Raw genomic sequence first — 24783 nt, 5'->3', positions numbered from 1 at the left:
CATAGGGAGCTCTGCACCAATGGCCTATCAAGAGACTCATGTAACGCAGCGGACGTCTCGGGCGGTCAGCACCAACAAAGTGCTCCGCAACACCTACGGCCTGCTGGCCATGACGCTGCTGTTCTCTGCAGCGACAGCCGGCGCCGCCATGGCCATGGGTATCGAACGGATGAACATCCTGGTGTTCTTCATCGGTGCCTACGGTCTGATGTTCCTGGTACACAAGACTGCCAACTCCGCCATGGGGCTGCTGTCGACCTTCGCTTTCACCGGCTTCATGGGCTTCACGTTGGGGCCGATCCTCAGTGCCTATCTCGCCATGCCCAATGGTGCGGCACTGATCATGAACGCCCTGGCCATGACGGGCGCGACCTTCGTGGGCCTCTCCGCGGTGGCCTTGGTGACCAAGAAGGATTTCGGTTTTCTGGCCAACTTTCTGATGGCCGGTGCCATCGTGCTGATCCTGGCCATGGTGGCCGGGCTGATCTTCCAGATCCCCTCGTTGATGCTAATGGTGTCCGCCGGTTTCGTGCTCTTCGCCTCGGCGGCGATTCTCTACCAGACCAGCGAGATCGTGCACCGTGCTGGAGAAACCAACTATATCTTGGCTACCATCACGCTCTACGTCTCGATCTACAACCTGTTCGTCAGCCTGCTTTCGCTGCTCGGCATCATGAGCAGCGACTGACACGGCGCGGGGCGGCAACGATAGACGGGCCCCGCCTCGGCGGGGCCCGTGCATTTTGAGGCATCGATCATTCCATGCGCTACGCACTGCTCGTCCAGGGCGCGCCCTACAGCCAACAGGCGTCGCACTCCGCGCTGCGTTTCGCCCGGGCCGTGGTGACTCGCGGCCATACGCTCGACAGCGTCTTTTTCTACCACGACGGCGTCTACAATGCCGCACGCCTGGCGGCACCGCCCCAGGACGAGCCGCATCTGCCGGATGCCTGGAGTGAGCTGCATGAGCAGTACGCTACCGCGCTGCTGGTCTGCATCGCTTCCGCCTTGCGTCGAGGCCTCCTCGACGAGCGAGAAGCCGCGCGTCATGGCAAGATGGGGCACAGCCTCAAATCGCCCTTCGAGCTGACCGGGCTCGGTCAATTGATCGACCTTGGTCAGCGCTGCGATCGCCTGGTGACGTTTTCACCCTGAGGAGATCACTCCATGGATCGGCACGCCGCACCTCGAGGCGACCTCTTGGTCATCTTGCGCCATCCACCCCATGGCACCAGTTGGTTGCGCGACGGGCTCGATGCCGCACTGGTCGCTGCCGCATTCGGGCAAACGGTGAGTCTCTTGTTCCAGGGGGATGGCCTACTGGCTCTCCTGGACGGGCAGGGCCGTGGGGCGCTGGGCCAGAAAGGCACGGCCGCGACCCTCGAGATGCTTTCCTTGTATGACATCGACGCGCTGTTCGCCGATACCGAGGCTCTGGCCCGGCTGGAGCTGAGAGCCGATGAGCTGATGCTTCCCGTCGTGCCCGTCGATACCACACGCATCGCGGCAATGCTCGCGTCACACCGGCAAGTGCTGGTCTTCTGACGAAAATTCCGAGGTCACTTGATGATCCTGCACATACTCAATCGCGCGCCGGGCACCAGCCTGGTCTACCGCGAAGCGCTGGCCGGCATGGGACCCGAGGACCGCCTGTTGCTGATCGAGGACGGCGTCAACGGTGCGCTACCTTCCCAAGTACGCCATTTCGAGCCGGTGTCGAATCGACTTTTCGCCCTGCGAGAGGATCTGGCTTCGCGAGGCCTGGTGGGCCGCTGCGACGAAACCGTCCAGGTGGTGGACATCGACGGCTTCGTCGAGCTGACGGAAGAAGCGGACAAGACAGTGAGCTGGTTCTGATGGCAACCACGGAGATTCACCGTTATCTCAGGGTGGGCGAGCGCCGTATCGCACTCGATCCCGAAGGCTATCTGGTGACGCTCGATGACTGGACGCCCGAGGTGGCTTCGGCACTGGCCCAGGAAGAAGGCCGCACACTTACCGAGGAACACTGGGAAGTCATCGCAGTACTGCGCGATTTCTATGCCCGCTTCGAGAGCGCTCCGGCCATGCGGCCGTTGGTCAAGGCCGTCGGTCAGGCGCTCGGGCCGGAGAAGGGGCGTTCGTTGTACCTCATGAAACTCTTCCCCGACAGCCCTGCCAAGGTCGCTGCTCGCCTGGCCGGGCTGCCCAAGCCCACCCACTGCCTGTGAGCGAGCACGTACGCGTCATGGCGAGGCAGGCTGCATGAATTTCCTCGCCCACGCCTGGCTGGCTCGCGGCGGCAGCGATGACTTCCTCTACGGCAACCTGATCGCCGACGGGGTGAAGGGGAGCGACCTCGCGGCCTGGCCGGAGGCGATCGCTCACGGCATTCGTCATCATCGGCGCGTCGATGCTTTCGTAGACCGCCATCCGGCGGTCGTTTCGGCACGGCGACGCGCCCCGGCGGGGCTGCGTCGCTACGCCGGCATCGCGCTGGACCTGGTATGGGATCATTTCGTCGCCGTTTCGCTGTGGCGAGAGGGGCAGGAAGCGATGCTGATTCCACGCTGCTATCGGCTGCTCGCCTCGCGGCCCGCGCCGGCGCGACTGGCAGGGATGATGCCTCTGCTGGTCGAACAGGACTGGCTGCGCCGCTATCGCGACTTCGACTTCACCTGCCAGGCCGTGGAAGGGATCGGTCGACGTCTGTCCGGGGCCAATCGACTGGCCGAGCTGACGCCCTGGCTGGCAGATGACTACTCCCGCCTGGCGATCGACTTCCAGCGGCTGTGGCCGGAACTGGAAGCGGCACTGGGCGATGAGTCCTGACCTGGGGCGGAGAGAGCCTCACGGCATCTGCAGCCACAGGCAACGCACCGGTTCTCCCTCGTTCACGCGACCGCGCTCCGGAATGACGGCCAGGGCATCCGCCTCGATGCAGGACGTGAGCACCGCCGAGTTCTGGTCGCCAAAGGCGTGCGCCATGATGCCTTCGCTACCGAACTCGAGACGCACGCGCATGAAGTGACGGCGTGGGCCGGCCTCGGCAGCGAAGGCGGCCCGGGCGGTGAGCGCCGGCAGTTCGGCCAGCTTCGGACAGTCGAGCAGGGCGCCCAGCAGCGGCCGCAGAAAGAGCCAGCCGCCTACGAAGGTCGAGACAGGGTTGCCGGGCAGTCCCACGAACCGTGCTTCGCCAGTTTGGTGGACGCGTGGCAGTCGCCCGAGTGCCAGTGGCTTGCCGGGACGCATGGCGATGCGCCACAGGTCGAGTTGGCCCAGCTCGCCCACCGCTGCCTTGACGTGATCCGCCTCGCCCACGCTGACGCCGCCGGTGGTCACCACCACGTCGGCCGTTTCGGCCGCCTCGCCAAGCAGACGGCGCGTTTCGCCGGCGTTGTCGGGCACCGTCACGGGTGGCAGTACCTCGGCACCAAAGCGTGTGAGCAGGCGCGCCAGCATGGGCCGGTTGGAGTTGTAGATCTGCCCCGGTTCCAGTGGTTGGCCAGGAGACACGATTTCGTCACCCGTCGAGAGCAATGCCACTCGCGGGCGGCGTCTCACCATCACCTCGGTAATGCCCTGGCCGGCGAGATGACCGAGGGCTGCCGCCTCGAGCCATTGGCCGGCTGACAACAGGGGCGATCCCATGGCCACGTCGCGGCCGCGCCGGCGTACGTTGTTGCCGGCGGCAATCGCGGCGGGAAGCCGAATTCCTGAGTCGGTGAGCGTGACGGCCTCCTGCATGACGACGCAATCGGCGCCGGACGGCATCTCTCCGCCCGTGAAGATGCGCGCACACTCGCCGCGCTTCAGCGGGGCCGGCGGGGTGCCGGCGGTGATGCGCTGGGTGACCGGCAAGGTTCGGCTTGAGTCGGCGTGGTGCAGGGCGTAGCCGTCCATGGCGCTGTTGTCGAAGGGCGGCACGTCCAGCGTGGCCGTCACCGTCTCGGCCAGGACGCGGCCAGCGGCGCGGTCGCACTCGATGCGCTCGGCCTTCAGGGGGGCGACATCGGCCAGCATGGCAGCGAGCGCCGCTTCCACGCTCTGTAGAGGATGGCTGTCAGCCATGCTGACCTCTCTCGGGGATTACCAGATTGGCAAAGTTGCATGGCTTGTGACGGCTGTCGAGCTGCTCGACGAGCAGACCGTCCCAGGCGGTACGGCAGGCGCCGCTGGAGCCCGGCAGGCAGAACACCACGGTCGCGTTGGCCAACCCACCGAGGCAACGGCTCTGAATGGTGGAGCTACCGATCTCGGAGAAGGAGAGCTGACGGAACTGCTCGCCGAACCCCTCGATACGCTTGTCGAGCAGCACCGACACCGCCTCGGGCGTGGAATCGCGGCCGGTGAAGCCCGTGCCGCCGGTGGTGAGGATCACCTGGATCGCCGGATCGGCGATCCAGGCGGACACCGCGGCGCGGATGCGGTAGACGTCGTCGATGACGATCCGCCGTTCGGCCAGGCGGTGTCCCGCGGCGGTCAGCCGCTCGGCGAGCAGGGCGCCGCTGCGGTCGGTGGTTTCGTCGCGGGTGTCGGAGATGGTCAGCACCGCGATGGAGAGGGGGATCATCGCCTCGTTCATGCGTTGCCGTTCTCCTGTTTGCGGGCCTGGCGGGCGGCGAAGGCGGCTTGCTGCTCCGGCGTGGCCTCTTGCTGGTACTTTGCCTTCCACTCGGCGTAGGGCATCCCGTAGACGTACTCCCGGGCACTCTCGTAGTCGAGTTCGGCACCGCGTTCCTCGGCGGCGGCCACCAGCCACTTGGAGAGGCAGTTGCGACAGAAGTCGGCGAGAATCATCAGGTCGATGTTCTGCACGTCCTTGTGCGCGTCGAGGTGATCGAGCAGGCGGCGGAAGGCTGCGGCCTCCAGCTCGGTACGGGTCGTTTCGTCGAGGTGTTGCATGGCGTGACTTCCTGCATCGTGAGGGTGGAACCTATGCAGGGAGCATAACAAAAGACACCGCCCGTGGGCGGTGTCGAATGGCGCGGCAGCGCAGGGCTCAGCTCGGGCGAGTCGGCGCGGCGTCGCCGCTGTCGCCTTCTCTTTCCCGGGCGAGCTGTTCCTCGCCCACGGCTTCCTCCTTGACTTCCTCGTACCACAGGTTGTGATGATCCTTGGCCCATGTCTCGTCCACGTAGCCGGTGGTCATGCCTTCCAGCGATCCCTCCGAGCCGATGGTGCCGATGTAGATATGGCCGAGCGCAAGGGCGGTGAGTCCCAGCGCTCCCACGGCATGCAGGATATTGGCCCACTGCATGGTATCGCGCCCCTGACCATAGTTGGGGAAGTCCATCACCAGCCCCGAGGCGATCACCACGATCCCAACGGTGGCAAGCACCCAGAACCAGGCTTTTTCGCCACCGTTGGCGAAACCGGCATCGACATGCTCTTTACCGACCAGCCCACCGCCCTTCATGAACCAGACGATGTCGTGCTTCTTCGGCCAGTTGTGCTTGAGCACCCGAGCGAGCAATACGATGAGCAGAATTCCGAAAAGGGGACCCAGGTAGTTGTGCGCCACCTTGGAGGCGGAAATCATGCTGGCCCAGAATGCATCGCCGAACAGCGAACGGAACACGAACTTGCCATACAGCAGGTTGAGTCCGGTCAGCGCCAGGACGATGAAGAGCGTGGCCACGGTCCAGTGCAGCGAGCGAACCACCAGCGGCCAGCGCAGCAGCTTGCGGCCGGTGCGCGGGGCGCTGAGATCCTTGCGCCCGATGATCACGTAGAACAGTGCGATCACGACGATCATGCCGCCCACGGCGATCAGGCCGAAGGGCGATACCCAACGGTTGCGCAACTGCCGCCAGGTTTCGCCGCTGGCGTTGATCAGGTTGTAATCGCTGTCCGCCCGCGAGTCGCGGAAGTTGGGGCCGGTCTCGCCGCTACGCACCTGGCGCCAGGTGTCGGCATCCAGCGCCGGTACCGCCGTGGCCGCTTCGCCCTCGGGATCGGCCTGTGCCAGGACGTTCGAGGAGACGGCGAGGCCGATCACCATGAGCAAGGCGAACAGTGGCAATCGCCATAGCGACTGCCGGTCGATGAAGTGGCTCATGCATCACCTCCTCAGCCCTGGCGGGCGGCGTCATAGGCCAGCGAGTCGGCCGCGGAAAGGTCGTCACTCTGGCCGGCGCGCGTACGCTCGCGGCGCTGGTTGTCGGACCAGCCACCGTCGCGATGGCCGCGACGAACCACGCGCTGGCGGAAGATGTCGGCCACTTCCTGGGCATCGCCGGCCAGCAGCGCCTTGGTGGAGCACATTTCGGCGCATAGCGGAAGCTTGCCCTCGGCGATCCGGTTGGCGCCGTACTTCTGGTATTCCTCTTCCTTGGTTTCCGCCGGACCGCCGGCGCAGAAGGTGCACTTGTCCATCTTGCCGCGCTCGCCGAAAGCGTTCTGCTTGGGGAATTGCGGCGCTCCGAAGGGACAGGCGTAGAGGCAGTAGCCGCAACCGATGCATAGGTCCTTGTCGTGGAGCACGATACCGTCGTCGGTCTTGTAGAAGCAGTCGGTGGGACAGACGGCCATGCAGGGCGCATCGTCGCAGTGCATGCAGGCCACCGAGATCGACACCTCTCCGGGCGCCCCGTCATCCAGGGTCACCACGCGTCGGCGCTGGATGCCCCACTCCACGTCGTTGGCGTTCTTGCAGGCGGTGACGCAGCCGTTGCACTCGATGCAGCGTTCCGCGTCGCACATGAATTTCATCTGAGCCATGGGAATCTCCTGGTACCGGGTGCCGTCAGCTGGCCCGCTCGATGCGACACAGGGTGCACTTGGTTTCCTGCATCTGAGTCACGGTGTCGTAGCCATAGGTGGTCGCCGTATTGGCCGCCTCGCCGAGCACGTAGGGGGCTGCGCCTTCCGGGTAGCGATCGTGCAGGCTCTCGCCCTGGAACATGCCGCCGAAGTGGAAGGGCATGAATACCACCTCCCGCGCAACGCGGGGCGTGACCAGCGCCTTGACGCGCACGCGGCCGCCCTCGGCGCCTTCGACCCAGACGTCCTCGCCCTCGGCGATGCCCAGGTCGTTGGCCAGCGCCGGGTTGATCTCGACGAACATCTCCTGCTGCAGCTCGGCGAGCCACGACATGGAGCGCGTCTCTTCGCCGCCGCCCTCGTATTCCACCAAGCGCCCCGAGGTGAGGATGATCGGGTAATCGCCGGTGACGTCGTTCTCCTGGATGCTCTTGTAGAGCGTCGGCAGACGGTAGTGAGAGGCCACGTCGTCCCAGGTGGGGTAGTCGGCCACCAGGTCGCGGCGGCTGGTGTAGAGCGGCTCGCGATGTTTGGGGATGGGGTCGGGGAAGGTCCAGACGTTACAGCGCGCCTTGGCATTGCCGAAGGGAGCGCACTCGTGGGCGATAGCCACCCGCTGGATGCCGCCGGAGAGGTCGGTCTTCCAGTTCTTGCCCTCGGCCTCGGCCTTTTCCTCCTCGCTGAGGTCGTCCCACCAGCCGAGGTCCCTGAGCATCTCGGCGGTGAACTCCGGGTAGCCGTCCTCCAATTCGGAGCCGGCACTGTAGGAGCCGTCGGAGAGGATGTTCTCGCCGTTGCGCTCGATGCCGAAGCGCGCGCGGAAGGTCAAGCCGCCCTCGGAGACGCGTTTGCTGGTGTCGTAGAGGATCGGCGTGCCCGGGTGGCCCATCTCGGCATTGCCCCAGCATGGCCAGGGTAGGCCGTAGTAGTCGCCGTCGGCCGGGCCACCCTGGGCCTGCAGCGTACGGAAGCTGAAGGTATGCCAGTTCTGCTGGTGGGCCTTGAGACGTTCGGGGCTCTGGCCGGTATAGCCCACCGTCCACATGCCGCGATTGAATTCGCGGGTGATGTCCTCGATCAGCGGCTCGTCGCCGTTCATCTCGTAGTTCTTGACCAGTTCGTCGCCGAAGCCCAGCTTGCGCGCCAGCAGGTACATGATCTCGTGGTCGGGTTTCGATTCGAACAGCGGGTCGATCACCTTGTCGCGCCACTGCAGCGAACGATTGGTCGCGGTCACGCTACCGTAGGTCTCGAACTGAGTGGCCGCCGGCAACAGGTAGACGCCGTCGCTACGCCCATGCATGACGCCGGCCACGGTGGGGTAGGGGTCGACGATGACCATCATTTCCAACTGCTGCATGGCCTTTTGCATCTCGGGACCGCGGGTCTGGGAGTTGACCGCATGGCCCCAGTAGAACATCGCCTTGAGCCGGGTGCGCTGGGAGATCGCATCTTCCTCCTCGAGCACCCCGTCGATCCAGCGCGACACCGTGATGCCGCTGGAATACATGGGCTGGCCGTCGGCGTACTCGGTCGAGTCGAAACGGCTCTTGAGCCAATCGAGATCGAGATCCCAGACGCGCGCCCAATGAGCCCAGGCGCCCTCGGCCAGGCCGTAGTAGCCGGGCAGGGAGTGCGACATCAACCCCAGGTCGGTGGCGCCCTGGACGTTGTCGTGGCCGCGGAAGATGTTGGCGCCGCCGCCGGATTTGCCGATGTTGCCCAGCGCCAGCTCGAGGATGCAGTAGGCGCGAGTGTTGTTGTTGCCCGTGGTGTGCTGGGTACCGCCCATGCACCAGACGATGCACCCTGGGCGGTTCTCGGCCAGACGCTGGGCAGTGTCGCGCATCTGTGCTTCGGGCACGCCGGTGATGCGTTCCACCTCGTCGGGCGGGAAGTTGGCTACCTCGTCGCGAACCTCGTCCATGGCGTAGACGCGCTGGTCGATGTACTCGCGATCCTCCCAGCCGTTGGCGAAGATGTGCCACAGCAGGCCCCAGATGAAGGCCACGTCCGAACCGGGGCGAATGCGCACGTAGCTGTCTGCCTTGGCAGCGGTACGCGTGAAGCGTGGGTCGACGACGATGATCTGGGCGCCGCTGCGCTCCTTGGCCAGCAGGATGTGCTGCATGGCCACCGGGTGCGCCTCGCTGGGGTTGGAGCCGATGAACATGATCGCCTTGCTGTTCTGCAGGTCGTTGAGCGAATTGGTCATCGCCCCGTAGCCCCAGGTATTGGCCACCCCTGCAACCGTGGTGGAGTGGCAGATGCGTGCCTGGTGGTCGGTGTTGTTGGTGCCGGCCAGCGCGGCGAACTTGCGCAGCAGGTAGGCCTGCTCGTTGTTGAACTTGGCCGAGCCCAGCCAGTAGATGCTGTCGGGGCCGTGCTGATCGGTGAGTTCGAGTACCTTGTCGCCGATCTCCTCGATGGCGTCTTCCCAGCTCATGCGCTGCCATTCGCCGCCCACCAGTTTCATCGGGTACTTGAGACGCCGACTGGAGTGGCCGTGTTGACGCAACGAGGCGCCCTTGGCGCAGTGAGCGCCGCGGTTGATGGGATGATCGAACGCCGGCTCCTGCTTGGTCCAGATGCCTTCCTGAACCTCGGCATAGACACCGCAGCCTACCGAACAGTGGGAGCATATGGTACGTCGGGTCTCCACCGGGGAGTCGAGTACCGGGGTCTTGTCGGCGGCGCGGGTGCGCTGCATCATCGGCGCGCCCATGAAACCGGCAGCGGCCAGGCCGCCGGTAGCGGCACCGCTGCGCTTGAGGAACTGGCGTCGAGAAATACCCAGGCCGCCCGTCTTGGGATCGTTGGATTTCCGGGTCAGTCGCATGGCGATGGTCTCCTGGCTCTGTCGTCAGTCACGCAGGGTGGCGTAGAAGGTGCGAACGTGTTCGGTCTCCCGGTAGCGAGTCTCGCGCTCCGCTTCGGCAGGGGCGGACTTCGCTTCGGCCTGTACCAGGGTGACGTGCCCTACGGCGCCGGCGGCACCGGCGGCCGCCGTTCCCAGGCCCAGCTGTTTCAGGAAACGGCGTCGCTGGGGATTGCGTGTGGTAGGCATGGTGGTCTCCTCGGTTTTGCGCCTCGCGTCAGGGCTCGACGACTCGCAAGGGTTCGTGGGCGGCCTCATCCTCGAGCTGGCGACGCTCGTGGGCCAGGAAGGCGTTGCCCAGCTCGCCGAGCCGGGCATAGAAGGGCGTGTCGACGCATGACAGGTCGGCCAGGCACCTCGGTGCCCAGGGCGCCAGGTGTGCCATGAAAAAGCGGGCTTCATCGCCGCTATCGTCCTCGATCAGCAGTGCCATGGTTTCGCACAGGGCGGCGAGATGATCCTCGGGGTCGGGCTCGGCCTCTCGTCGTGCGATGCCCAGCGCCTTCAGGTCGCGGCGCAGAGCGAGCAACGCTTCATCCATCAGCTCGCCGTTGCGATACCAAGAGGCGTACGGGGTGACATCGCCCTGAATCACGCCGACCAGATGGCGAAAATGCGCGCGCGCCAAGTCTTCGGGCTCGGCCTGCCGGGCGGCTGAGGCCAGCGCTGCCCAGCGGGCGGCAAGCTCGCCATCGTCGACGTCGACCTCGAGTCCGGCCAGCCAGTCGAGTTGCTGCCGGCCAGGTGCCTCGCGCAGCAGGCCAGCCAGCAGGCGATAGATGTCGGTACGCAGGGCGCGGGTCTCGTCGCGGTTCGCATCGCTCATCGGCTCATACCTTCAACTGGGACTCGGGGTCACGTGCCATCGCCTGCCAGACGTCGCGCACTCGGCAGTCCTCGCACATCTCCAGGCGCGTGCTGGCCTCGCCGGCGAAGTAGGGATGGTCGGCGAGCTTGGCCTTGATCGTCGCGATGGTGCTCGCCGTGGCGAATGGCTTGCCGCAGCGGATGCACTCGAACGGCGCCTCCTCGTGGCACACTCGGCGCTCGCGCCGCGCGGCATCGCCGAGAAAGCCGGGAACCAGACGGATGGCGTCTTCCGGGCAGGCCTCGGCGCACAGGCCGCACTGCACGCAGTCGGCCTCGCGGAAGCTCAGTTCCGGGCTGTCGCTGCCGGCAGCCAGTGCCGGAGTGGGGCAGCTGGCCACGCAGGCCATGCATAACGTGCATGCGGCACTGTCGACCTCGAGGCCGCCGTAGGGAGATTCCGCGGGTAAAGGATGGCGCTGCCGGCTCGGGGCGCCCAGCGATGCCAGGCGTTCGAGAACCGCCTCGAGACGCTCGCGCTTGTCACCCTCCTCGAGAACCAATGGTGACTTGGTGAGCACCGCATGGTGCGGCAGTGCATCGCGCATGGTCGTGTCGTTCGGTGCCAGATCCCGAATTCGCTCGGGTGCATGCCCCATTGCGGCAAGCAGTGCGCGGGCGCGTTCGAGCTCGGCGTCGAGGAAGCGTTCCAGGCGCGGCGGCATGGCCGCGTGACGCTGCACCCGAACTTCGGCCGCCCCTGCCGCCAGAGCAGTGAGCCAGAGATCGTGACCGGCGGCGCCGAGCTCTTCGAGCGGCACATCCAGCACATGACCGGCCGGTTCGTCGCCGCCATGCGACGAACCCGTCGTGGTGAAGCGAACCACCGGCGTGGTACCGCCGGCCTGACGATAGGCGTCGAGCCAGGCGGCGAGAGTCGACTGCAGTCGCAGCGTCTCTGGCTGACGGAACTGGATCGCCCCGGTAGGACAGGCACTGCTGCAGCTGCCCACGCCGTGACAGCGGTAGGGATCGATCTCGATCCAGGCGTCGATGCGCCCCTGACGGCTGGCGATGGCATCCGCCGGGCACACCTCGAGGCAGCGAGTGCAGCCGGTATTGCCGTTGGCCGAATGGGCGCACTGGTCGGCGTTGACCTGGAAGTAACGTGGCTTGTCGAACTCGCCGATCAACTCGCCGAACTCATCGAGACGGGCGACATGGTCGGCGGCGTCGCAAGATGTGACGACATAGCCCGGCGGCGGCAGCTCGAGGGCCAACGCCGGGTGCTTGCCGAGGTCGAGCACGCAGTCGAAATGCTCGCGGCCGGCGAGTGCTCGTGCCAGATCGAGCCGCTCGCCATGGTGCTCGACGCTAGCCGTGAATCGACCCAGATGGCCCTCCAGGCGCAGCGTACGGGCCTGGGCGGCGGTGAGGGAGTGACTGGCAAGATGCCGGGTAGCTCCCAGCAGAACCGAGTCATCGCCGTCACTCGATTCTTCGTCCACTGGCTCGCTGAACAGTAACGACAGACTGGCCAGCTCGCTGCCCGCCAGGGAGCGCGCAGCACGGCGTACCGCACGCTCGTCGCCCAGCAACAGGGCATGGCCGCGGCTGACATAGTCGACGCTGGCCGACAGCAGATTGACCGGCCAGGAGATACGGTCGAAGGCTTGCGCTCTGGCGTACCGGTTCGCCGGCTCTGCGTCCGGTACCAGTTCGATACGTTGGTTCATGCTCTCTCACGGTCTGGGAGTGTCGTCGTTTTTATCGTTGTCGCCATGCGTCGATCGATGGCTTGCTAATGTTTCAGTGTTGGTCGCTTTTGGCGTTCTCGCCACTCCATCCTTGGTCTAATGCCCGTCGGTCGGCGGTGGATTCGCGATGGGCGGCAACGGTCTCATCGCCGGTGGCATCGCTTTCGTTCCCTGACGCCTGCGCAGCGGCGTCACGTCCCTCGGAGGTCGATTCGGTCATCTCCTCGTCGCTCTCGCCAACGGCCTGGCGCGTCCATTGACGAACCCGTTGGGCCAGCTCGCCGGCCATGGGCTTCAACGTCTGTCGATAGTCGTCGTCGTAGTCGTCCAGGCCATCACGAACGCCGTAGCGATCGGCGGCAAACAGGCGACGCAGGGCACGGCGACGCAGGCCGGCGCTCACTCCGGAGGACAGAAACGCCTTGATGTCGCTGCCGGGCGGCAGGCTGTCAGGGTCGGGCAGGGTGTGATCGAGGCTACCGGGTTCGAGGGGGGCGGCCAGGTCGGAATCCATCTCGTTCGTCGCGGCCGCATCATGGTTTGTCACGGCTTCGTCGAACGCATCGCTCGTCGAGTCGTCCTCGATGATGGCCCGCTTGCGCTCCGACCAGCGGCTCAGGCGGCTCATTGGCTCATCTCCCGGGCGCGCCCCGCGCCTTTGCGCTTCTTGTTGCGACCTTCGTCGGATGCTTCGCCGTGGCGAGCGAGATACGCTTCCAGCCAGGCCTGGATGGCCAGCGGCATGGTGACTTCCAGGACTTGCTGCTCGCCGTCGAGCCAGGCTGCGGCAACGTCCTGGCTGGCGGTGATGGCGCTCGGGCGAGGCCGTTCGCCGGCATCGCCGGCACGCACGAACAGGCGCGGCACGCCGCCGCTGAGGTTGAAGCGGTAGGCCGCGCGTTCGGTGAGGTAGAGCTGCAGTTCGAGCGTCCAGGGACCGGAGTCGTCGAGGCGCAGTTCCACGATTCGCCAACGCGTGGCGGTGAAGCCCTTGATGCGTTGCGACTCGCCAGCGAGAGCGAAACTCAAGGGGCGTCGGCTCGAACTGCCCGTCATGTCAAGACCTCCGGTGGAGATGGCGCCAGTCGACATCAGTAAAGACGTCCACGACGCAGAATGCCATCATGAGACTCAACGCAGCGCCGAGGAGCCGACGATGACATCGCTGAGCCTGAGCCGTGCGCGCCTGCCCGCGACGGTCGAAATCGAGGTGATCGACGAGTTCGGGGAGCCGCAGTCCCGGCCCATTGCCGCCGAGCGTCCGCTGACGCTCTATCTGAATCGCCGCGAGATCGTCACCCTGATGACGCTGGGCGCCGATCCCGAAGCGCTGGTGGTGGGCTACCTGCGCAACCAGGGGCTGATCGGCGCCATCGAGGATCTCAGCGCCGTGCACGTCGATTGGGAAGTCGAGGCCGCCGCGGTGGTGACTCGGCACCTGCCGGACGACCTCGAGGAGCGCCTGGGCCGTCGTACCGTGACCACCGGCTGCGGCCAGGGCACGGTATTCGGTCGCCTACTCGAATCCACCGCCCTGAATGCTCTGCCGCAGACACGGCTGCGCCAGTCGGTACTCTATGCGCTGCTCGAGCGCCTGAGCGACTTCAACGAAACGTACAAGAGCGCCGGGGCGGTGCACGGCTGCGCGTTGTGCCGACAGGCCGAAGTGCTCGATTTCGTCGAGGACGTGGGGCGTCACAATGCCGTGGATACCCTTGCCGGGCGCCAGTGGCTGGCGGAGCGTGGCGCCGGCGAGGTAGCGTCGACGGGGGCTGACATCTTCTATACCACCGGCAGGCTCACCTCGGAGATGGTGCTCAAGGTCGCCCAGATGGGCATCGGCGTGCTGGTGTCGCGCTCGGGCGTGACGCAGAAGGGCGTCGAGCTGGCCGAGCGCTTTGGCGTTCTGCTGATCGCCCGCGCCAAGGGACGCCATTTCCAGGCGATCCATGCCGCGGGCCGTCTCGAACTCGACGCTGTGCCGGCGCGACGACCGGGCGATCGAGCACGGGCGAAAGCCTAGGCCTCCGCCGGAGTGCAGACCGACAGCACCACCGCATCGTCTTCGCTCACCGACACCAGGGCATGCCCCATGTCGCTGTCGAAGTAAATGCTGTCGCCGGCGGTCAGCGTCAGGGGTTCGTAGAACTCGGTGTAGAGGCGGATCTCGCCGTCGAGCACCATCAGGAATTCCTCGCCGTCGTGGCGTACCCATTCGTTGAATTCGTCGAAATGGCGGGCGCGCACGATCGTCTTGAAGGGGATCATGCGCTTCTGCGCCAGCTCGCAACTCAGCAGCTCGTGTTCGTAGGTGGGCGTGGGGTGGTGCTGGCCGTCACCCCGGCGGGTAAGGTCGCGCCGCCCCATGGTGCGCGGCTGGCTGCGCGGCGGAGTCAGCAGTTGGGGCAGGTCGATGCCCAGGCCGTTGATGAGTTTCTGGACGGCGGTGAAGGTGGGCGAGATCTGGTCGTTCTCGATCTTGGAGAGCGTGGAGCGCGCCAGTCCGGTGCGCTGGCTGACGTCTTCCAGCGTCCATTGGTTGGCCAGGCGTAACTCCTTGAGGCGCTCGCCCAGACGCAGCGGTTCCACGAAGGGTTTGCGGCCGGATGCGATGCGAAGGGCGGCCTCCTGATCGGTGGTCGTGGTCATCTAGGCGTTCACTATCGGAAACGGAATTTCCCGAAAGCGTACCATACATGGCCATGCTGACGCCGCCGAAACGATGCCGTTCGCGCTGCGGTTCAAGCTTCGAACGGCAGGCCGAGCAGCGCCTTGACGTGGGCTTCGGCGCTACGCCCCAGGGAGTCGAGGTCGTAGCCGCCCTCCAGCACCGAAACCAGCCGCTTGTCGGCATAGAGCGCCGCGATCTCCAGGGCCAGATGGGTGACCCAGTGGTAGTCCGATTCATCGAGACACAGCTCGGCCAGCGGATCGTCCCGGTGAGCGTCGAAGCCGGACGACAGCAGCACGATCTCGGGCTTGAAGGCGTGCAGGGCAGGCAACCAGTCGTCTTCGATGGCGCGCCGGAAGGCGGTGCTGTCGGTGCCCGCCTCGAGCGGCGTATTGACCACGTTCTGCCACTCGCTGCGCAGATAGCGCCAAGGATAGAAAGGGTACTGGAAGCTGGAGCAGATCAGTATCTCGGGATCGTCCTTGAAGATATCGATGGTGCCGTTGCACTGGTGCACGTCGAAATCGAGAATGGCGACGCGGCGGGCGCCGTACTTGGCGCGCGCGTGGGCGGCTCCCACGGCGACGTTGTTGTAGAAGCAGAACCCCATGGCGTCGGCGGCTTCGGCATGGTGGCCGGGCGGACGCACCGCGCAGAAGACATTGTCGGCCTGGCCGCGGAACACCTGGTCGACGCCACGGATCACGGCCCCGGCTGCCACGCGCGCCGCGCGCAGGCTGTCGGGATTCATCATGGTGTCACTGTCGAGAGTGACGATGCCATGCTCGGGCACGCACTTGTCCAGCGCACGCAGGTGACGCAACGGATGCACGCGCGCCAGCGCCTCTTCGCTGGCCGGGCAGGCCTCGGACTGCATGGTCTGCTGCAGCACCCCGGACAGCGCCAGCCTGGCACGAATGGCCTCCAGCCGCCGCGGGCTTTCGGGATGCTCCGGTCCCATGTGATGCAGGTAGCAGTCCGGGTGAGTGATGTAGGCCGTGATCATGCGCGCGCTCCAGGGTGATTGAGATCACCTTAATGCGCGCAAGCTCTTGCACGACAGTCGCAATAAGTCGTACACAGTGTGAAGCCACTGACCAGCTGGAGGGCACGACTTGGGCACCCGATTTCTACGGCACTTCTTCGAACCCCGTACCGTGGCGGTCGTCGGCGCCTCGGAGAAGGCTCACTCCATCGGTGGCCTGGTGATTCGCAATCTCGACGATGCGGGGTTCGGGGGTTCTGTGTGGGCCGTCAACCCCAAGGGCTACGCCACGGTGTTCGGTCACCCGTGCGTGTCGCATATCCGCGATCTGCCGGAAACGCCCGATCTCGCGGTGGTGGCATCGCCACCGCATACGCTGCCCAAGGTGATCGGTCAGCTGGGGCGGGTGGGCGTCAAGGCCGCGCTGGTACTCTCGGCGGGCTCCCATCTCGACGATGCCCAGGCCGGCCACGACTCGATACGCGACCGCATGCTCGCCGCTGCGCGCGAGTCCGGCATTCGCGTACTTGGGCCCGAGTGCATGGGGCTGATCGTGCCTGGGCGCAAGCTCAACGCTTCCTACGCCAGCCAGCCGGTCAAGGCGGGCAAGGTCGCCTACTTGGGGCAGTCGGGGATGCTCGGCAACGCCATGATCGATTGGGCGGCCGGGCGCGGCATCGGCTTCTCGCATCTGATCACCGTCGGCGACAGCGTCGACGTGATGCTCCCCGACCTGCTCGACTACATCAACCAATATGCGCCGACCCAGGCCATCCTGTTGCATCTCGAACGCATCCAGGATGCCCTGCACTTCATGACGGCACTGCGCGACGCCTCGCGGCATCGCCTGGTGCTGGCCATCAAGAGCGGTCGCACCCCCGAGTCGGATCTCTCCAATCTGCCGCCCACGCCGGGCATCGCCAACCGCGACGTGGTGTTCGACGCGGCCTTCTCACGTGCCGGGGTGGTGCGCGTCAACGACTCCGACGAGCTGTTCGACGCCCTGATGACGCTGTCGCAGATGAAGCCGCTCAAGGGCGACCGGCTGGCCATCGTCTCCAACGGTCTGGGGCCGGCGATGCTGGCCATCGACAAGCTGATCAGCGCCGGGGGGCGCCTCGCGGCGTTCAGCGAAAAGACCCATGACGCGCTCTGCGCGGGCGACTTCGACATGAGCAAGCCTGGTGAGAACCCGGTGGACCTTGGCGGCAATGCCACCCCGGAGACCTTCGTCGAGGCATTGGAGATCGTCGCTGCCGACCCGGGCGTGGATGCCGTGCTGGTCGTTCATGCACCGACCCGGCTGGCTCCATCCAAGGAGACGGCGGAAGCGCTCATCGACAGTCGCCGTCGCTTCCGTCGTAATCTGCTGACCAGTTGGATGGGGTTGGAAGGCGCGCTGGATGCCCGTCACGCCTGCAGCGTGGCCGGCATTCCCACCTACGTCTCGCCGGAGAAGGCCGTCAAGGCGTTCATGCACATGGTGGACTACCAGCGGGTCCAGGCCCTGCTGCAGGAAACGCCACCCAGTCTGCCGTTCGCCACCACTTCCGACATTCGCGCCGAATGCCGCGAGTTGATCCAGCAGGCCAAGGCCGAGGGGCGCGACAGTCTTTCTCACTCGGAGACGGCGCGCGTGCTGGAGGCCTACGGCATTCCCGTGGCGCCGGGACGCTACGTGCAGACGCCCGAGGAGGGCGCTGCGGCTGCGGCACGGTTCGACTGCCCCATGGCCCTGAAGGTGGTGCACGAAGGCAACTGCGTGCCGTTTCGCTACCGCCGTCACCCGCACAAGCTCTCCGCCGGCCTGCTGCAGGACCTGGTCACGCCGGAGCAGGTGGCCGAGGGAGTCGCCCAACTGGGTGACAAGGTGCGAGAGAAATTTCCCGACACCGACATCCGCGAGTTCTGCCTGCAGCCCATGCAGCGCGGCAAGCATTCGTTGCAGGTCTGTGCGGGCATCACCCGCGACCCGGTATTCGGCCCGATCATCGTCTTCGGCATCGGTGGCTACAAGGTCAACGTACTGGCCGACCGTCAGGTGGCGCTGCCGCCGCTCAACATGACGCTGGCTGCTGACGTAGTGGGACGAACCCACGCAGCCCGCCTGATCCGCGAGCACTCCAGCGATCCCGAACGCGATCTGGATCGACTGTGCGAGCTGCTCGTCAAGCTCTCGCAAATGGCTTCGGACCTTCTCGAGTTGCGCGGCCTGGAGCTCAATCCGCTGCTGCTCAACCGTGACGGCGTGATCGCGGTGGACTTCGCCATGGATCTGGGATCGCCGGCGCGTTTCGCGATCATGCCCTATCCCGAAGAGCTCAGAGAATGGGTGACGCTGAAGAACGGCATGGAAGTCGAGGTTCGCCCCATACGCGCCGAGGATGCGCCGCTGATCACCAGCTTCCACACCCAGCTCTCGGAGGAGAGCATTCGCTTTCGCTACTTCCACAACAAGTCGGACCTGACCCAGCGCGACCTGTCGATCCTTTCGCACATCAACTACGACCGACAGATGGCCTTCATCGCCGAGCACCAGAAAACGGATGGCAGCAAGGAGATGCTCGGCGTGGTGCGGGTATGGAACGATCCCGACAACATCCGTACCGAGTTCTCGATCATCGTGCGCGACGACATGAAAGGGCAGGGGCTCGGCAGCTTGCTGATGAACAAGATGATCGCCTACTGCAAGAGCGTCGGCACCCTGGAAATGATCGGCAAGATCATGGTCGACAACCATCCCATGCGTGCCTTGATGAAACATCTGGGCTTTCGTTGTCGCTACAACATGGAGGAGCAGGTGGTCGATGCCGTGCTACGCCTCAACGAACCGCAGAGCGAGTGGCAGCGGCACCGCCTGGAGAGCCTGCCGGATTGAGGACCCCGCCGGCCGAGGCTCCTGTTGTTCGACGAATCCGAGCGCAAGAATTGGCCCGACGCCCGGGGTTCACCATAGGTCGAGGGCGAGTCGGACCGTCACGGCGCCAGGCGAAAACGCTGCCATTGGCCGTCACGACGCTCGAAGCGAATGCGGTCGTGCAGGCGGCTGGGTTGGCCCTGCCAGAACTCGAACATGTCGGGGATGACGCGGTAGCCGCCCCAGTGCACCGGACGCGGCACCGCCTGTCCTTCATAGGCCTGTTCGAAGCGCTGTCGACGCTCCTCGATCCATTGGCGCCCGGGAATCACCACGCTCTGGGTGGCGATCCAGGCACCCAGTTGACTGGCGCGAGGCCGACTGTCGAAGTAGGCATCCGATTCATCGGCCGAGACCTGCTCGACACGGCCTTCGACACGCACCTGACGTGCCAGCGACGGCCACCAGAATACCAGCGCGGCAGACGGTACATTGGCCAGCTCGCTGCCCTTGTGGCTGTGGTAATTGGTGTAGAAGACCAGGCCGTGCTCGTCATAGCTCTTGAGCAACAGCACGCGGGCATGCGGCAGCCCTTGGCTGTCGACGGTGGCCAGGGTCATCACGTTGCCATCCTCGCCTTCGCTCTCCAGGGCCAACGCCATCCACTCATCGAACAGCACCGTGGGCTCGTCGGGTACCTGATCTTCTTCCAGCCGTCCGCCTTCGTAGTCGCGGCGGATATCGGCGATGTTGCGTGTCATGGCGCTCTCCTCATCGTTTTTCGCTATGGTCGCCGCTGGGCGAATGGAGCACAAGCTGGCGGCTGCGGAAACGCGCATAGAACATGCTGCCGGTAAACAGCGCCAGACCACTGAGAGCTTCCAGCCCACCGAGCAAGCCCTGACCGGGCAGCGTGGCAACCATCACGCCCTGGGCGAAATAGAGCAGGCTGACGAAGGCCAGCCAGACGTGCCCACGCGGCCGCCTCCCGATGATCGAGGGCAGGAACAGCACCAGTGGCAGAATGCGTATCAGGATTGGCGCAAGGGGGTTGTCACCCGCCTGCATCGACAGCCCGCCCCATATCAGCAGAACCAGCAGTATCGCCAGGCTGCCGACGACCAATCGACGGGCACGTTCGGTCAGCGCATCCAGTCCATGCTCGGCTTCCATGGCCTCCAACCAGCGTTTCATGATCTCTCCTGCAGATGGCGCAGGGACAGGGCGAGGCGTGCGAGACGCAGTCCCTGGGCGCGTATCAGCTGGCGTTCCTCGTCAGTCACGACGCGATCGCTGCGTTGGCCGGCGAGGTGGCTTGCGCCGTATGGCGTGCCGCCACCTGCGGTCGTCATCAGAGCCGTCTCGCTGTAGGGGATGCCGGCATAGACCATGCCATGGTGCAGCAACGGCAGCAGCATCGACAGCAGCGTCGTCTCCTGGCCGCCGTGCAGGCTGGCAGTCGAGGTGAAAGCGGTGGCCGGCTTGTCGATCAAGGCACCGCCTAGCCACAGCTCGCTGGTTCCGTCGACGAAATGCTTGAGCGGTGCGGCCATGTTGCCGAAGCGGGTGGGGCTGCCCAACGCCAGGCCCGCGCAGTGGCGAAGGTCGTCGAGGCTGGCATAGACGGCGCCTTCGGCGGGAATCTCCGGGTCGACGGCCTCGCAGGTCGGCGAAACCGGTGGCACGGTGCGCAGGCGCGCTTCGATGCCTGGGCAGGATTCGACGCCGGCGGCCAACTGCTCGGCCATGGTACGGGTGGCACCGTAGCGGGAATAGTAGAGAATCAGTACATAAGGCAGGGCGTCACGCATCCGGGCTCCTCGATCGGTGGTGCCAAACGCCCATTGTATCAGCGCAGGCCTGCAGCACCACACTCGTTCGTCGGGGCGCCCGCAGGGGCCCAGGGCCGTCAGCGCCTGGAATCCTTCTCGATGACCTCTCGCTCGAAATGGCCGAATACGATCACGATGATCAATGCCAGCACCGTCACCATGATCGCCAGGGGGAACTGCCGCACCCCCGCGGCGATGCCGATGGCGCCGGCCAACCAGATCGAGGCTCCGGTGGTGATCCCTTGCACGCTGGCCCCGCTGCGGATGATGGTGCCCGCACCGAGAAAGCCGATGCCACCGATCACTCCTTCGACGATGCGCGTCGGATCGATGCGCGCAGAGCTGTCGCTGGCGGTATGCATGATCTCCATCCCGACGATGATGAAGGCAGCCGCGCCCAACGCCACGAGCATGTGGGAGCGAAGTCCGGCGGGCTTGCCGCGCAGCTCCCGTTCGAGCCCCACGGCAAGCGCCAGGCCGGTGGCCACGCCAAGCCGCGAGAGGATGTCCAGCAAGGACAGTTCGGTTTCCATGGTGTTGGCTTCTCCGGTCGACGGCGGTGCGGAGCATGCTCGAGCACCTGGCTCGCTAAGCATCGACTTCGACGCCGTACGCATCAAGGCGTTTCGCCTAGTCTTCTTCCAGGCGACGGTATGTCCAGGCTCGGGTTCCATCGGAAAGGGTGACTGATTGGCGCTCGTAACGCAGGCCCAGGCGTTCGTAGCGGTCCAGCCTGGCCAGTTCGCTGGCATCGACCTCGATGAGCAGCCCCTCGACACGCTCTTCAGGGGCTTCGTCGATGTCCAGCCCGTTGCGGCGGTAGTCTTCCAGCACGGCCGGTTGGGGGTCGCCGACACGGCCATACACGAGCCAGCGCACCGGAGCATAGCGAAGCGTGCCGTAGACGAACACCTCATGCGTGCCCGACTGGATGGCAGGCAGGTGGTCTGGACGGTCATAGGTGTAGGGGCTGAGCAGGCTCCACCACAGCCAACCGGCGATCCCGATCGGCGCAACCAGCAGAGCCGTGGTGAGCCAACGCAGCATGTGGTTTGTTCCTTCCCGTCTGCCGAATGAAAACGTTGAGAAGGACATACTGCCACGACGAGCTCGGCGCCTTAAGCCCATGCCGGCGCTCTGCTAGGATGGCATTTCCCCTGAGACGACCCCGGAGGCAGCCATGACGCAGTCGGCACGCGACGATCAGGACTTTCGGGCAATGATGGGAGACGTACGCCCCCTGAGCCGCAACGGCAACCGCGCCGACCCGGGAAGGCCGCGGCGCTCACCGACGGAAGCGCAACTCGCCCGACGCAACAGTGCCCAGGCCGAAGGGGAGGGCGACAGTTTTCTCTCCGACGACTTCGTCGATCTGATAGCGCCCTTCGATCCGCTCGAATACCGTCGCGATGGCATCCAGCAAGGGGTGGTCGACCGCCTGCGCCACGGCGGCTATACGGCCCAGGCACGGCTGCACCTGCTACGCCGCCCGCTCGCCGAGTGCCGCCGCATACTGCCCGGCTTCATCCAGGAAGCGTATGCCCACGACTTGCGTTCGGTGCTGATCGTGCACGGCCGCGGCCGCGAGATCGATAGTGCCCCCAATGTGCTGCGCTCCTACCTCGCCAAGTGGCTGGCCCAGTTCGAGGAGGTACAGGCCTTCGTTTCGGCCCAGCAGGCCGACGGCGGCCTCGGCGCCACCTGGGTGATGCTGCGCAAGAGCGAGCGGGCGCGGGCGGCCAACCGCGAACGCCAGCAGAAGCGGCGCGGCTGACGTCGCGCCAAGACGACGCCGCCGGCCCAAGGGCCGGCGCGTAAAGGGAGAGGAAAACGGCCATGCGGAGACGCTGCACGAATCGGCGAGCGGAGCAAAGCACAAGGCGCACGGAGCGCAGGAGCCGGAGCCTATGCGGTACTGGGTGAGGATTCCGACCGGGCTGGCGCACCAGCACCGCGCAACGCCGTGATTTGCCCGCGCAGACATTCGTGCGGTGTTTCCTCAGGCGAAGGCCGGCTCGGCGTCGTGTATGGCCTCGCGCAGCCGATGGCGGAATAGCGGCTCGGGCTCGTCCACGGCCGGCTGGTAGGCGCGGCTGAAGGCATTGAGCGCGTGCAGGGCGTCTTCCAGCCACTGGTCCTCACGCAGCGAGAGAGCATCGAAGCCACAGCGGGTCAGGTAGAAGCACTGGTCCACCAGCACGTCGCCGATGGCGCGGATCTCGCCCGTGTAGCCGTAGCGCTCGCGCAGCAGCCGGGCCAGCGAGTAACCGCGACCGTCGGTGAACTTGGGAAAGTCGACGGCGATCAGCGGCGCCTTCACCAGCTCGGCGGCGAGTTCCGGCGTCAGCTCGGTGTCGCTGGCCAGCCAGGGCGCCAGGGCATCGCTGGCCGACGTTTGCTGCCACAGCGACAGCGGCACGATGGCCGGCGATGCCTGCAGTTCGGCATCGTCGTCACGGATCAGGGTCCAGCGATCCTCGGCCGGTGCCCCCTGACGAATGAAGGGGCGTGAGGCAGTGGCTTGATCAGGCATAGACCCGCTCCTTGAAGGGTTTGAGACCGATGCGGCGATAGGTGTCGAGGAAGGTCTCTCCATCGTGGCGCTCGCCGACGTAGACCTGGAGCACCTTGTCGATGACCTCCGGCACGCTGTCGCGGTAGAACGAGGGACCGAGGATCTTGCCCAGCGACGACTCGTTGCCCTGGGCCCCGCCCAGCGATATCTGATAGAACTCCTCGCCTTTCTTGTCGACGCCGAGGATGCCGATATGGCCGACGTGGTGGTGCCCGCAGGCATTCATGCAGCCGGAGATGTTGAGATCCAGCGGCCCCAGGTCGTAAAGGAAGTCGAGATCATCGAAGCGCTCCTGGATGGCCTGGGCCACGGGGATCGACTTGGCATTGGCCAGGGCGCAGTAGTCGCCGCCGGGGCAGCAGATCAGATCGGCGAGGGTGCCCACCGTGGGGTTGGCCATGCCGAGCGCTTCCAGCCGGTGCCAGAGCTCCTCGAGGCGATCCAGCGGCACGTCGGAGAGCACCAGGTTCTGCTCGTGGGTGACGCGCAGTTCGCCGAAGCTGAACTCGTCGGCCAGATCGGCCACCTGATGCATCTGCTCCCAGGTCACGTCGCCGGGAGAGTGGCCGCGGCGCTTGAGCGACAGGGTGACCGCCTTGTAGCCGGGCACCTTGTGACCGTGCACGTTGTTGGTGACGAAGCGGGCGAAGGCGCGATTCTCCTCGCGCAGCCGTTCGAAATCGGCCTGCGCCGATGCCGGGACCTCGCGACGGTCGGGATCGACGAAGTGCGTCTGCATCGTCTCGACCGCCTCGCGAGTCAGCGTCTGCGTTCCATCCTTGAGGTGGGCCCATTCCGCCTCGACCCGGCGGCGGAACTCGTCGACGCCCAGCGCCTTGACCAGGATCTTGATGCGTGCCTTGAACTTGTTGTCGCGGCGGCCGAACTGGTTGTAGACCCGCACCAGCGCCTCGAGGTAGGTGAGCAGGTGCTGCCAGGGCAGGTCCTCGCACACCACCTCGCCGATCATCGGCGTACGACCCAGACCACCGCCGGCAAGCACCTTGATGCGCACCTCGCCGTGCTCGTCGCGCCACAGTCGCAGACCCACGTCGTGCACCTGGATGGCCGCGCGGTCCTCGGCGGCACCGGTGACGGCGATCTTGAACTTGCGCGGCAGATAAGCGAACTCGGGATGGAAGGTGGACCACTGACGAATCAGCTCGCACCACGGTCGAGGATCGACCTCTTCGTCTTCGGCCACCCCGGCGAACTGGTCGGCGGTGGTGTTGCGGATGTCGTTGCCGCTGGTCTGGATGGAGTGCATCTGCACGCTGGCCAGTTCGGCCAGCATGTCCGGCACCGTTTCCAGCTTGGGCCAGTTGAGCTGCAGATTGGTGCGGGTGGTGAAGTGGCCATAGCCGCGATCGTAGTCGCGGGCCAGGTCCCCCAGTTTGCGCAGCTGATAGGATGCCAACATGCCGTAGGGAATGGCGATACGCAGCATCGGGGCGTAGCGCTGGACATAGAGGCCGTTCTGCACGCGCAACGGCAGGAATTCCTCCTCGCTGAGTCGCCCGGCCAGATAGCGATTCATCTGGTCTCGAAACTGGGCGACGCGTTCATTGACCAGGGTCTGATCATGGGTGTCGTAGCGATACATTCGGCCGGTCCTGCTGCAGAGAGAGTGGCGAATCGTCAGGGGGCACCATAACGCCCCGGCTTTATTCTATGAAA

Annotated in this window: 29 protein-coding genes; 9 read left to right on the top strand and 20 right to left on the bottom strand. The window is 65.6% G+C overall.

Features of this window, described 5'->3' with window-relative positions:
• Positions 1–19: 19 nt before the first annotated feature.
• The 6 genes from BLP96_RS10825 (at position 20) to BLP96_RS10800 (ending at position 2811) form a co-directional block, all read left to right on the top strand.
• The gene (locus tag BLP96_RS10825) at positions 20–688 is read left to right on the top strand and encodes a Bax inhibitor-1/YccA family protein (RefSeq protein ID WP_089686027.1); all 669 of its coding nucleotides are present in this window, start codon (positions 20–22) and stop codon (positions 686–688) included.
• A gap of 74 nt (positions 689–762) precedes the next feature.
• Positions 763–1155 carry a sulfurtransferase complex subunit TusD gene (tusD, locus tag BLP96_RS10820; protein ID WP_089686026.1) on the top strand — a complete coding sequence of 131 codons (393 nt, stop codon included), beginning with the start codon at positions 763–765 and terminating at the stop codon, positions 1153–1155.
• 12 nt (positions 1156–1167) lie between these two features.
• Complete coding sequence (gene tusC / locus BLP96_RS10815; RefSeq protein WP_089686024.1) at positions 1168–1545, top strand: sulfurtransferase complex subunit TusC; 378 nt, start codon at positions 1168–1170, stop codon at positions 1543–1545.
• Between the two features lie 21 nt (positions 1546–1566).
• On the top strand, positions 1567–1857 hold the full coding sequence (gene tusB / locus BLP96_RS10810; RefSeq protein WP_089686022.1) for a sulfurtransferase complex subunit TusB: 291 nt from the start codon (positions 1567–1569) through the stop codon (positions 1855–1857).
• Positions 1857–2210 (top strand): TusE/DsrC/DsvC family sulfur relay protein, encoded by a 354-nt coding sequence (locus tag BLP96_RS10805; RefSeq protein ID WP_089686020.1) that lies wholly within the window; start codon positions 1857–1859, stop codon positions 2208–2210. Before tusB ends, BLP96_RS10805 begins: the two co-directional genes overlap by 1 nt.
• 34 nt (positions 2211–2244) lie before the next feature.
• Positions 2245–2811 carry an acyl carrier protein phosphodiesterase gene (locus BLP96_RS10800; protein ID WP_089686018.1) on the top strand — a complete coding sequence of 189 codons (567 nt, stop codon included), beginning with the start codon at positions 2245–2247 and terminating at the stop codon, positions 2809–2811.
• An 18-nt stretch (positions 2812–2829) separates the two neighbouring features.
• On the opposite strand, the gene BLP96_RS10795 is transcribed toward BLP96_RS10800, so the two are convergent.
• The 11 genes from BLP96_RS10795 to BLP96_RS10745 all read right to left on the bottom strand — a co-directional run bounded on the left by BLP96_RS10795 (position 2830) and on the right by BLP96_RS10745 (position 13242).
• Positions 2830–4050 (bottom strand): molybdopterin molybdotransferase MoeA, encoded by a 1221-nt coding sequence (locus BLP96_RS10795; protein WP_089686016.1) that lies wholly within the window; start codon positions 4048–4050, stop codon positions 2830–2832.
• Positions 4043–4564: a molybdenum cofactor biosynthesis protein B gene (moaB, locus tag BLP96_RS10790; protein WP_089686015.1), complete on the bottom strand. Its 522-nt coding sequence runs from the start codon at positions 4562–4564 to the stop codon at positions 4043–4045. The genes BLP96_RS10795 and moaB overlap by 8 nt, the downstream gene beginning before the upstream one ends.
• A complete protein-coding gene (locus BLP96_RS10785; RefSeq protein ID WP_089686012.1) occupies positions 4561–4884 on the bottom strand; it encodes a DUF1244 domain-containing protein in 324 nt (107 codons plus the stop codon). Before BLP96_RS10785 ends, moaB begins: the two co-directional genes overlap by 4 nt.
• 97 nt (positions 4885–4981) lie before the next feature.
• Complete coding sequence (locus BLP96_RS10780) at positions 4982–6040, bottom strand: formate dehydrogenase subunit gamma (RefSeq protein WP_089686010.1); 1059 nt, start codon at positions 6038–6040, stop codon at positions 4982–4984.
• 11 nt (positions 6041–6051) lie between these two features.
• A complete protein-coding gene (gene fdh3B / locus BLP96_RS10775) occupies positions 6052–6702 on the bottom strand; it encodes a formate dehydrogenase FDH3 subunit beta (RefSeq protein WP_089686008.1) in 651 nt (216 codons plus the stop codon).
• Between the two features lie 25 nt (positions 6703–6727).
• Positions 6728–9583 (bottom strand): formate dehydrogenase subunit alpha, encoded by a 2856-nt coding sequence (locus tag BLP96_RS10770; RefSeq protein ID WP_089686007.1) that lies wholly within the window; start codon positions 9581–9583, stop codon positions 6728–6730.
• 24 nt (positions 9584–9607) lie between these two features.
• Positions 9608–9811, bottom strand: a complete 204-nt coding sequence (locus BLP96_RS10765) for a twin-arginine translocation signal domain-containing protein (protein ID WP_089686005.1) — start codon at positions 9809–9811, stop codon at positions 9608–9610.
• A gap of 28 nt (positions 9812–9839) precedes the next feature.
• Positions 9840–10448 (bottom strand): TorD/DmsD family molecular chaperone, encoded by a 609-nt coding sequence (locus BLP96_RS10760; RefSeq protein ID WP_089686003.1) that lies wholly within the window; start codon positions 10446–10448, stop codon positions 9840–9842.
• 4 nt (positions 10449–10452) lie between these two features.
• Complete coding sequence (locus BLP96_RS10755) at positions 10453–12165, bottom strand: 4Fe-4S binding protein (protein ID WP_089686001.1); 1713 nt, start codon at positions 12163–12165, stop codon at positions 10453–10455.
• 73 nt (positions 12166–12238) lie between these two features.
• Entirely contained in the window at positions 12239–12814 is a 576-nt protein-coding gene (locus BLP96_RS10750; protein WP_089685999.1) for a DUF3306 domain-containing protein, read from the bottom strand.
• Complete coding sequence (locus tag BLP96_RS10745; protein ID WP_089685997.1) at positions 12811–13242, bottom strand: DUF3305 domain-containing protein; 432 nt, start codon at positions 13240–13242, stop codon at positions 12811–12813. Before BLP96_RS10745 ends, BLP96_RS10750 begins: the two co-directional genes overlap by 4 nt.
• Before the next feature lie 100 nt (positions 13243–13342).
• On the opposite strand from BLP96_RS10745, the gene BLP96_RS10740 reads away from it, so the two are divergent.
• Complete coding sequence (locus tag BLP96_RS10740) at positions 13343–14209, top strand: formate dehydrogenase accessory sulfurtransferase FdhD (RefSeq protein WP_089685995.1); 867 nt, start codon at positions 13343–13345, stop codon at positions 14207–14209.
• Here BLP96_RS10740 and BLP96_RS10735 read toward each other — a convergent pair.
• Both BLP96_RS10735 and BLP96_RS10730 read right to left on the bottom strand, forming a co-directional pair.
• On the bottom strand, positions 14206–14835 hold the full coding sequence (locus tag BLP96_RS10735) for a helix-turn-helix domain-containing protein (RefSeq protein WP_089685992.1): 630 nt from the start codon (positions 14833–14835) through the stop codon (positions 14206–14208). The two genes, BLP96_RS10740 and BLP96_RS10735, sit on opposite strands and share 4 nt — an antisense overlap.
• A 92-nt stretch (positions 14836–14927) precedes the next feature.
• Positions 14928–15863, bottom strand: coding sequence for a histone deacetylase family protein (locus BLP96_RS10730; RefSeq protein WP_089685990.1), 936 nt, complete (start codon positions 15861–15863; stop codon positions 14928–14930).
• 109 nt (positions 15864–15972) lie between these two features.
• On the opposite strand from BLP96_RS10730, the gene BLP96_RS10725 reads away from it, so the two are divergent.
• Entirely contained in the window at positions 15973–18720 is a 2748-nt protein-coding gene (locus BLP96_RS10725; RefSeq protein WP_089685989.1) for a bifunctional acetate--CoA ligase family protein/GNAT family N-acetyltransferase, read from the top strand.
• A gap of 98 nt (positions 18721–18818) precedes the next feature.
• Here BLP96_RS10725 and pdxH read toward each other — a convergent pair whose 3' ends face one another.
• The 5 genes from pdxH to BLP96_RS10700 form a co-directional block, all read right to left on the bottom strand.
• Positions 18819–19460: a pyridoxamine 5'-phosphate oxidase gene (gene pdxH, locus BLP96_RS10720; RefSeq protein WP_089685987.1), complete on the bottom strand. Its 642-nt coding sequence runs from the start codon at positions 19458–19460 to the stop codon at positions 18819–18821.
• A 10-nt stretch (positions 19461–19470) separates the two neighbouring features.
• Positions 19471–19893 carry a DUF2069 domain-containing protein gene (locus BLP96_RS10715; RefSeq protein WP_089685985.1) on the bottom strand — a complete coding sequence of 141 codons (423 nt, stop codon included), beginning with the start codon at positions 19891–19893 and terminating at the stop codon, positions 19471–19473.
• Positions 19890–20510 (bottom strand): NAD(P)H:quinone oxidoreductase, encoded by a 621-nt coding sequence (wrbA, locus tag BLP96_RS10710; protein WP_089685983.1) that lies wholly within the window; start codon positions 20508–20510, stop codon positions 19890–19892. The genes BLP96_RS10715 and wrbA overlap by 4 nt, the downstream gene beginning before the upstream one ends.
• Positions 20511–20608: 98 nt before the next feature.
• A complete protein-coding gene (locus BLP96_RS10705) occupies positions 20609–21064 on the bottom strand; it encodes an MgtC/SapB family protein (RefSeq protein WP_089685981.1) in 456 nt (151 codons plus the stop codon).
• A 97-nt stretch (positions 21065–21161) separates the two neighbouring features.
• Entirely contained in the window at positions 21162–21578 is a 417-nt protein-coding gene (locus tag BLP96_RS10700; protein ID WP_089685979.1) for a gamma-glutamylcyclotransferase family protein, read from the bottom strand.
• A gap of 133 nt (positions 21579–21711) precedes the next feature.
• Between BLP96_RS10700 and smrA the strand changes: the two genes are divergently transcribed.
• A complete protein-coding gene (smrA, locus tag BLP96_RS10695; protein ID WP_089685976.1) occupies positions 21712–22305 on the top strand; it encodes a DNA endonuclease SmrA in 594 nt (197 codons plus the stop codon).
• A 225-nt stretch (positions 22306–22530) separates the two neighbouring features.
• Here smrA and BLP96_RS10690 read toward each other — a convergent pair whose 3' ends face one another.
• Positions 22531–23064: a DUF934 domain-containing protein gene (locus BLP96_RS10690; protein ID WP_089685974.1), complete on the bottom strand. Its 534-nt coding sequence runs from the start codon at positions 23062–23064 to the stop codon at positions 22531–22533.
• Positions 23057–24709: a nitrite/sulfite reductase gene (locus BLP96_RS10685; RefSeq protein ID WP_089685972.1), complete on the bottom strand. Its 1653-nt coding sequence runs from the start codon at positions 24707–24709 to the stop codon at positions 23057–23059. The genes BLP96_RS10690 and BLP96_RS10685 overlap by 8 nt, the downstream gene beginning before the upstream one ends.
• Positions 24710–24783: the final 74 nt, after the last annotated feature.

It is taken from the genome of Billgrantia gudaonensis (assembly GCF_900100195.1).
Classification (GTDB): Bacteria; Pseudomonadota; Gammaproteobacteria; order Pseudomonadales; family Halomonadaceae; genus Halomonas; species Halomonas gudaonensis.
This window is presented reverse-complemented; position numbering and strand designations above follow the sequence as displayed.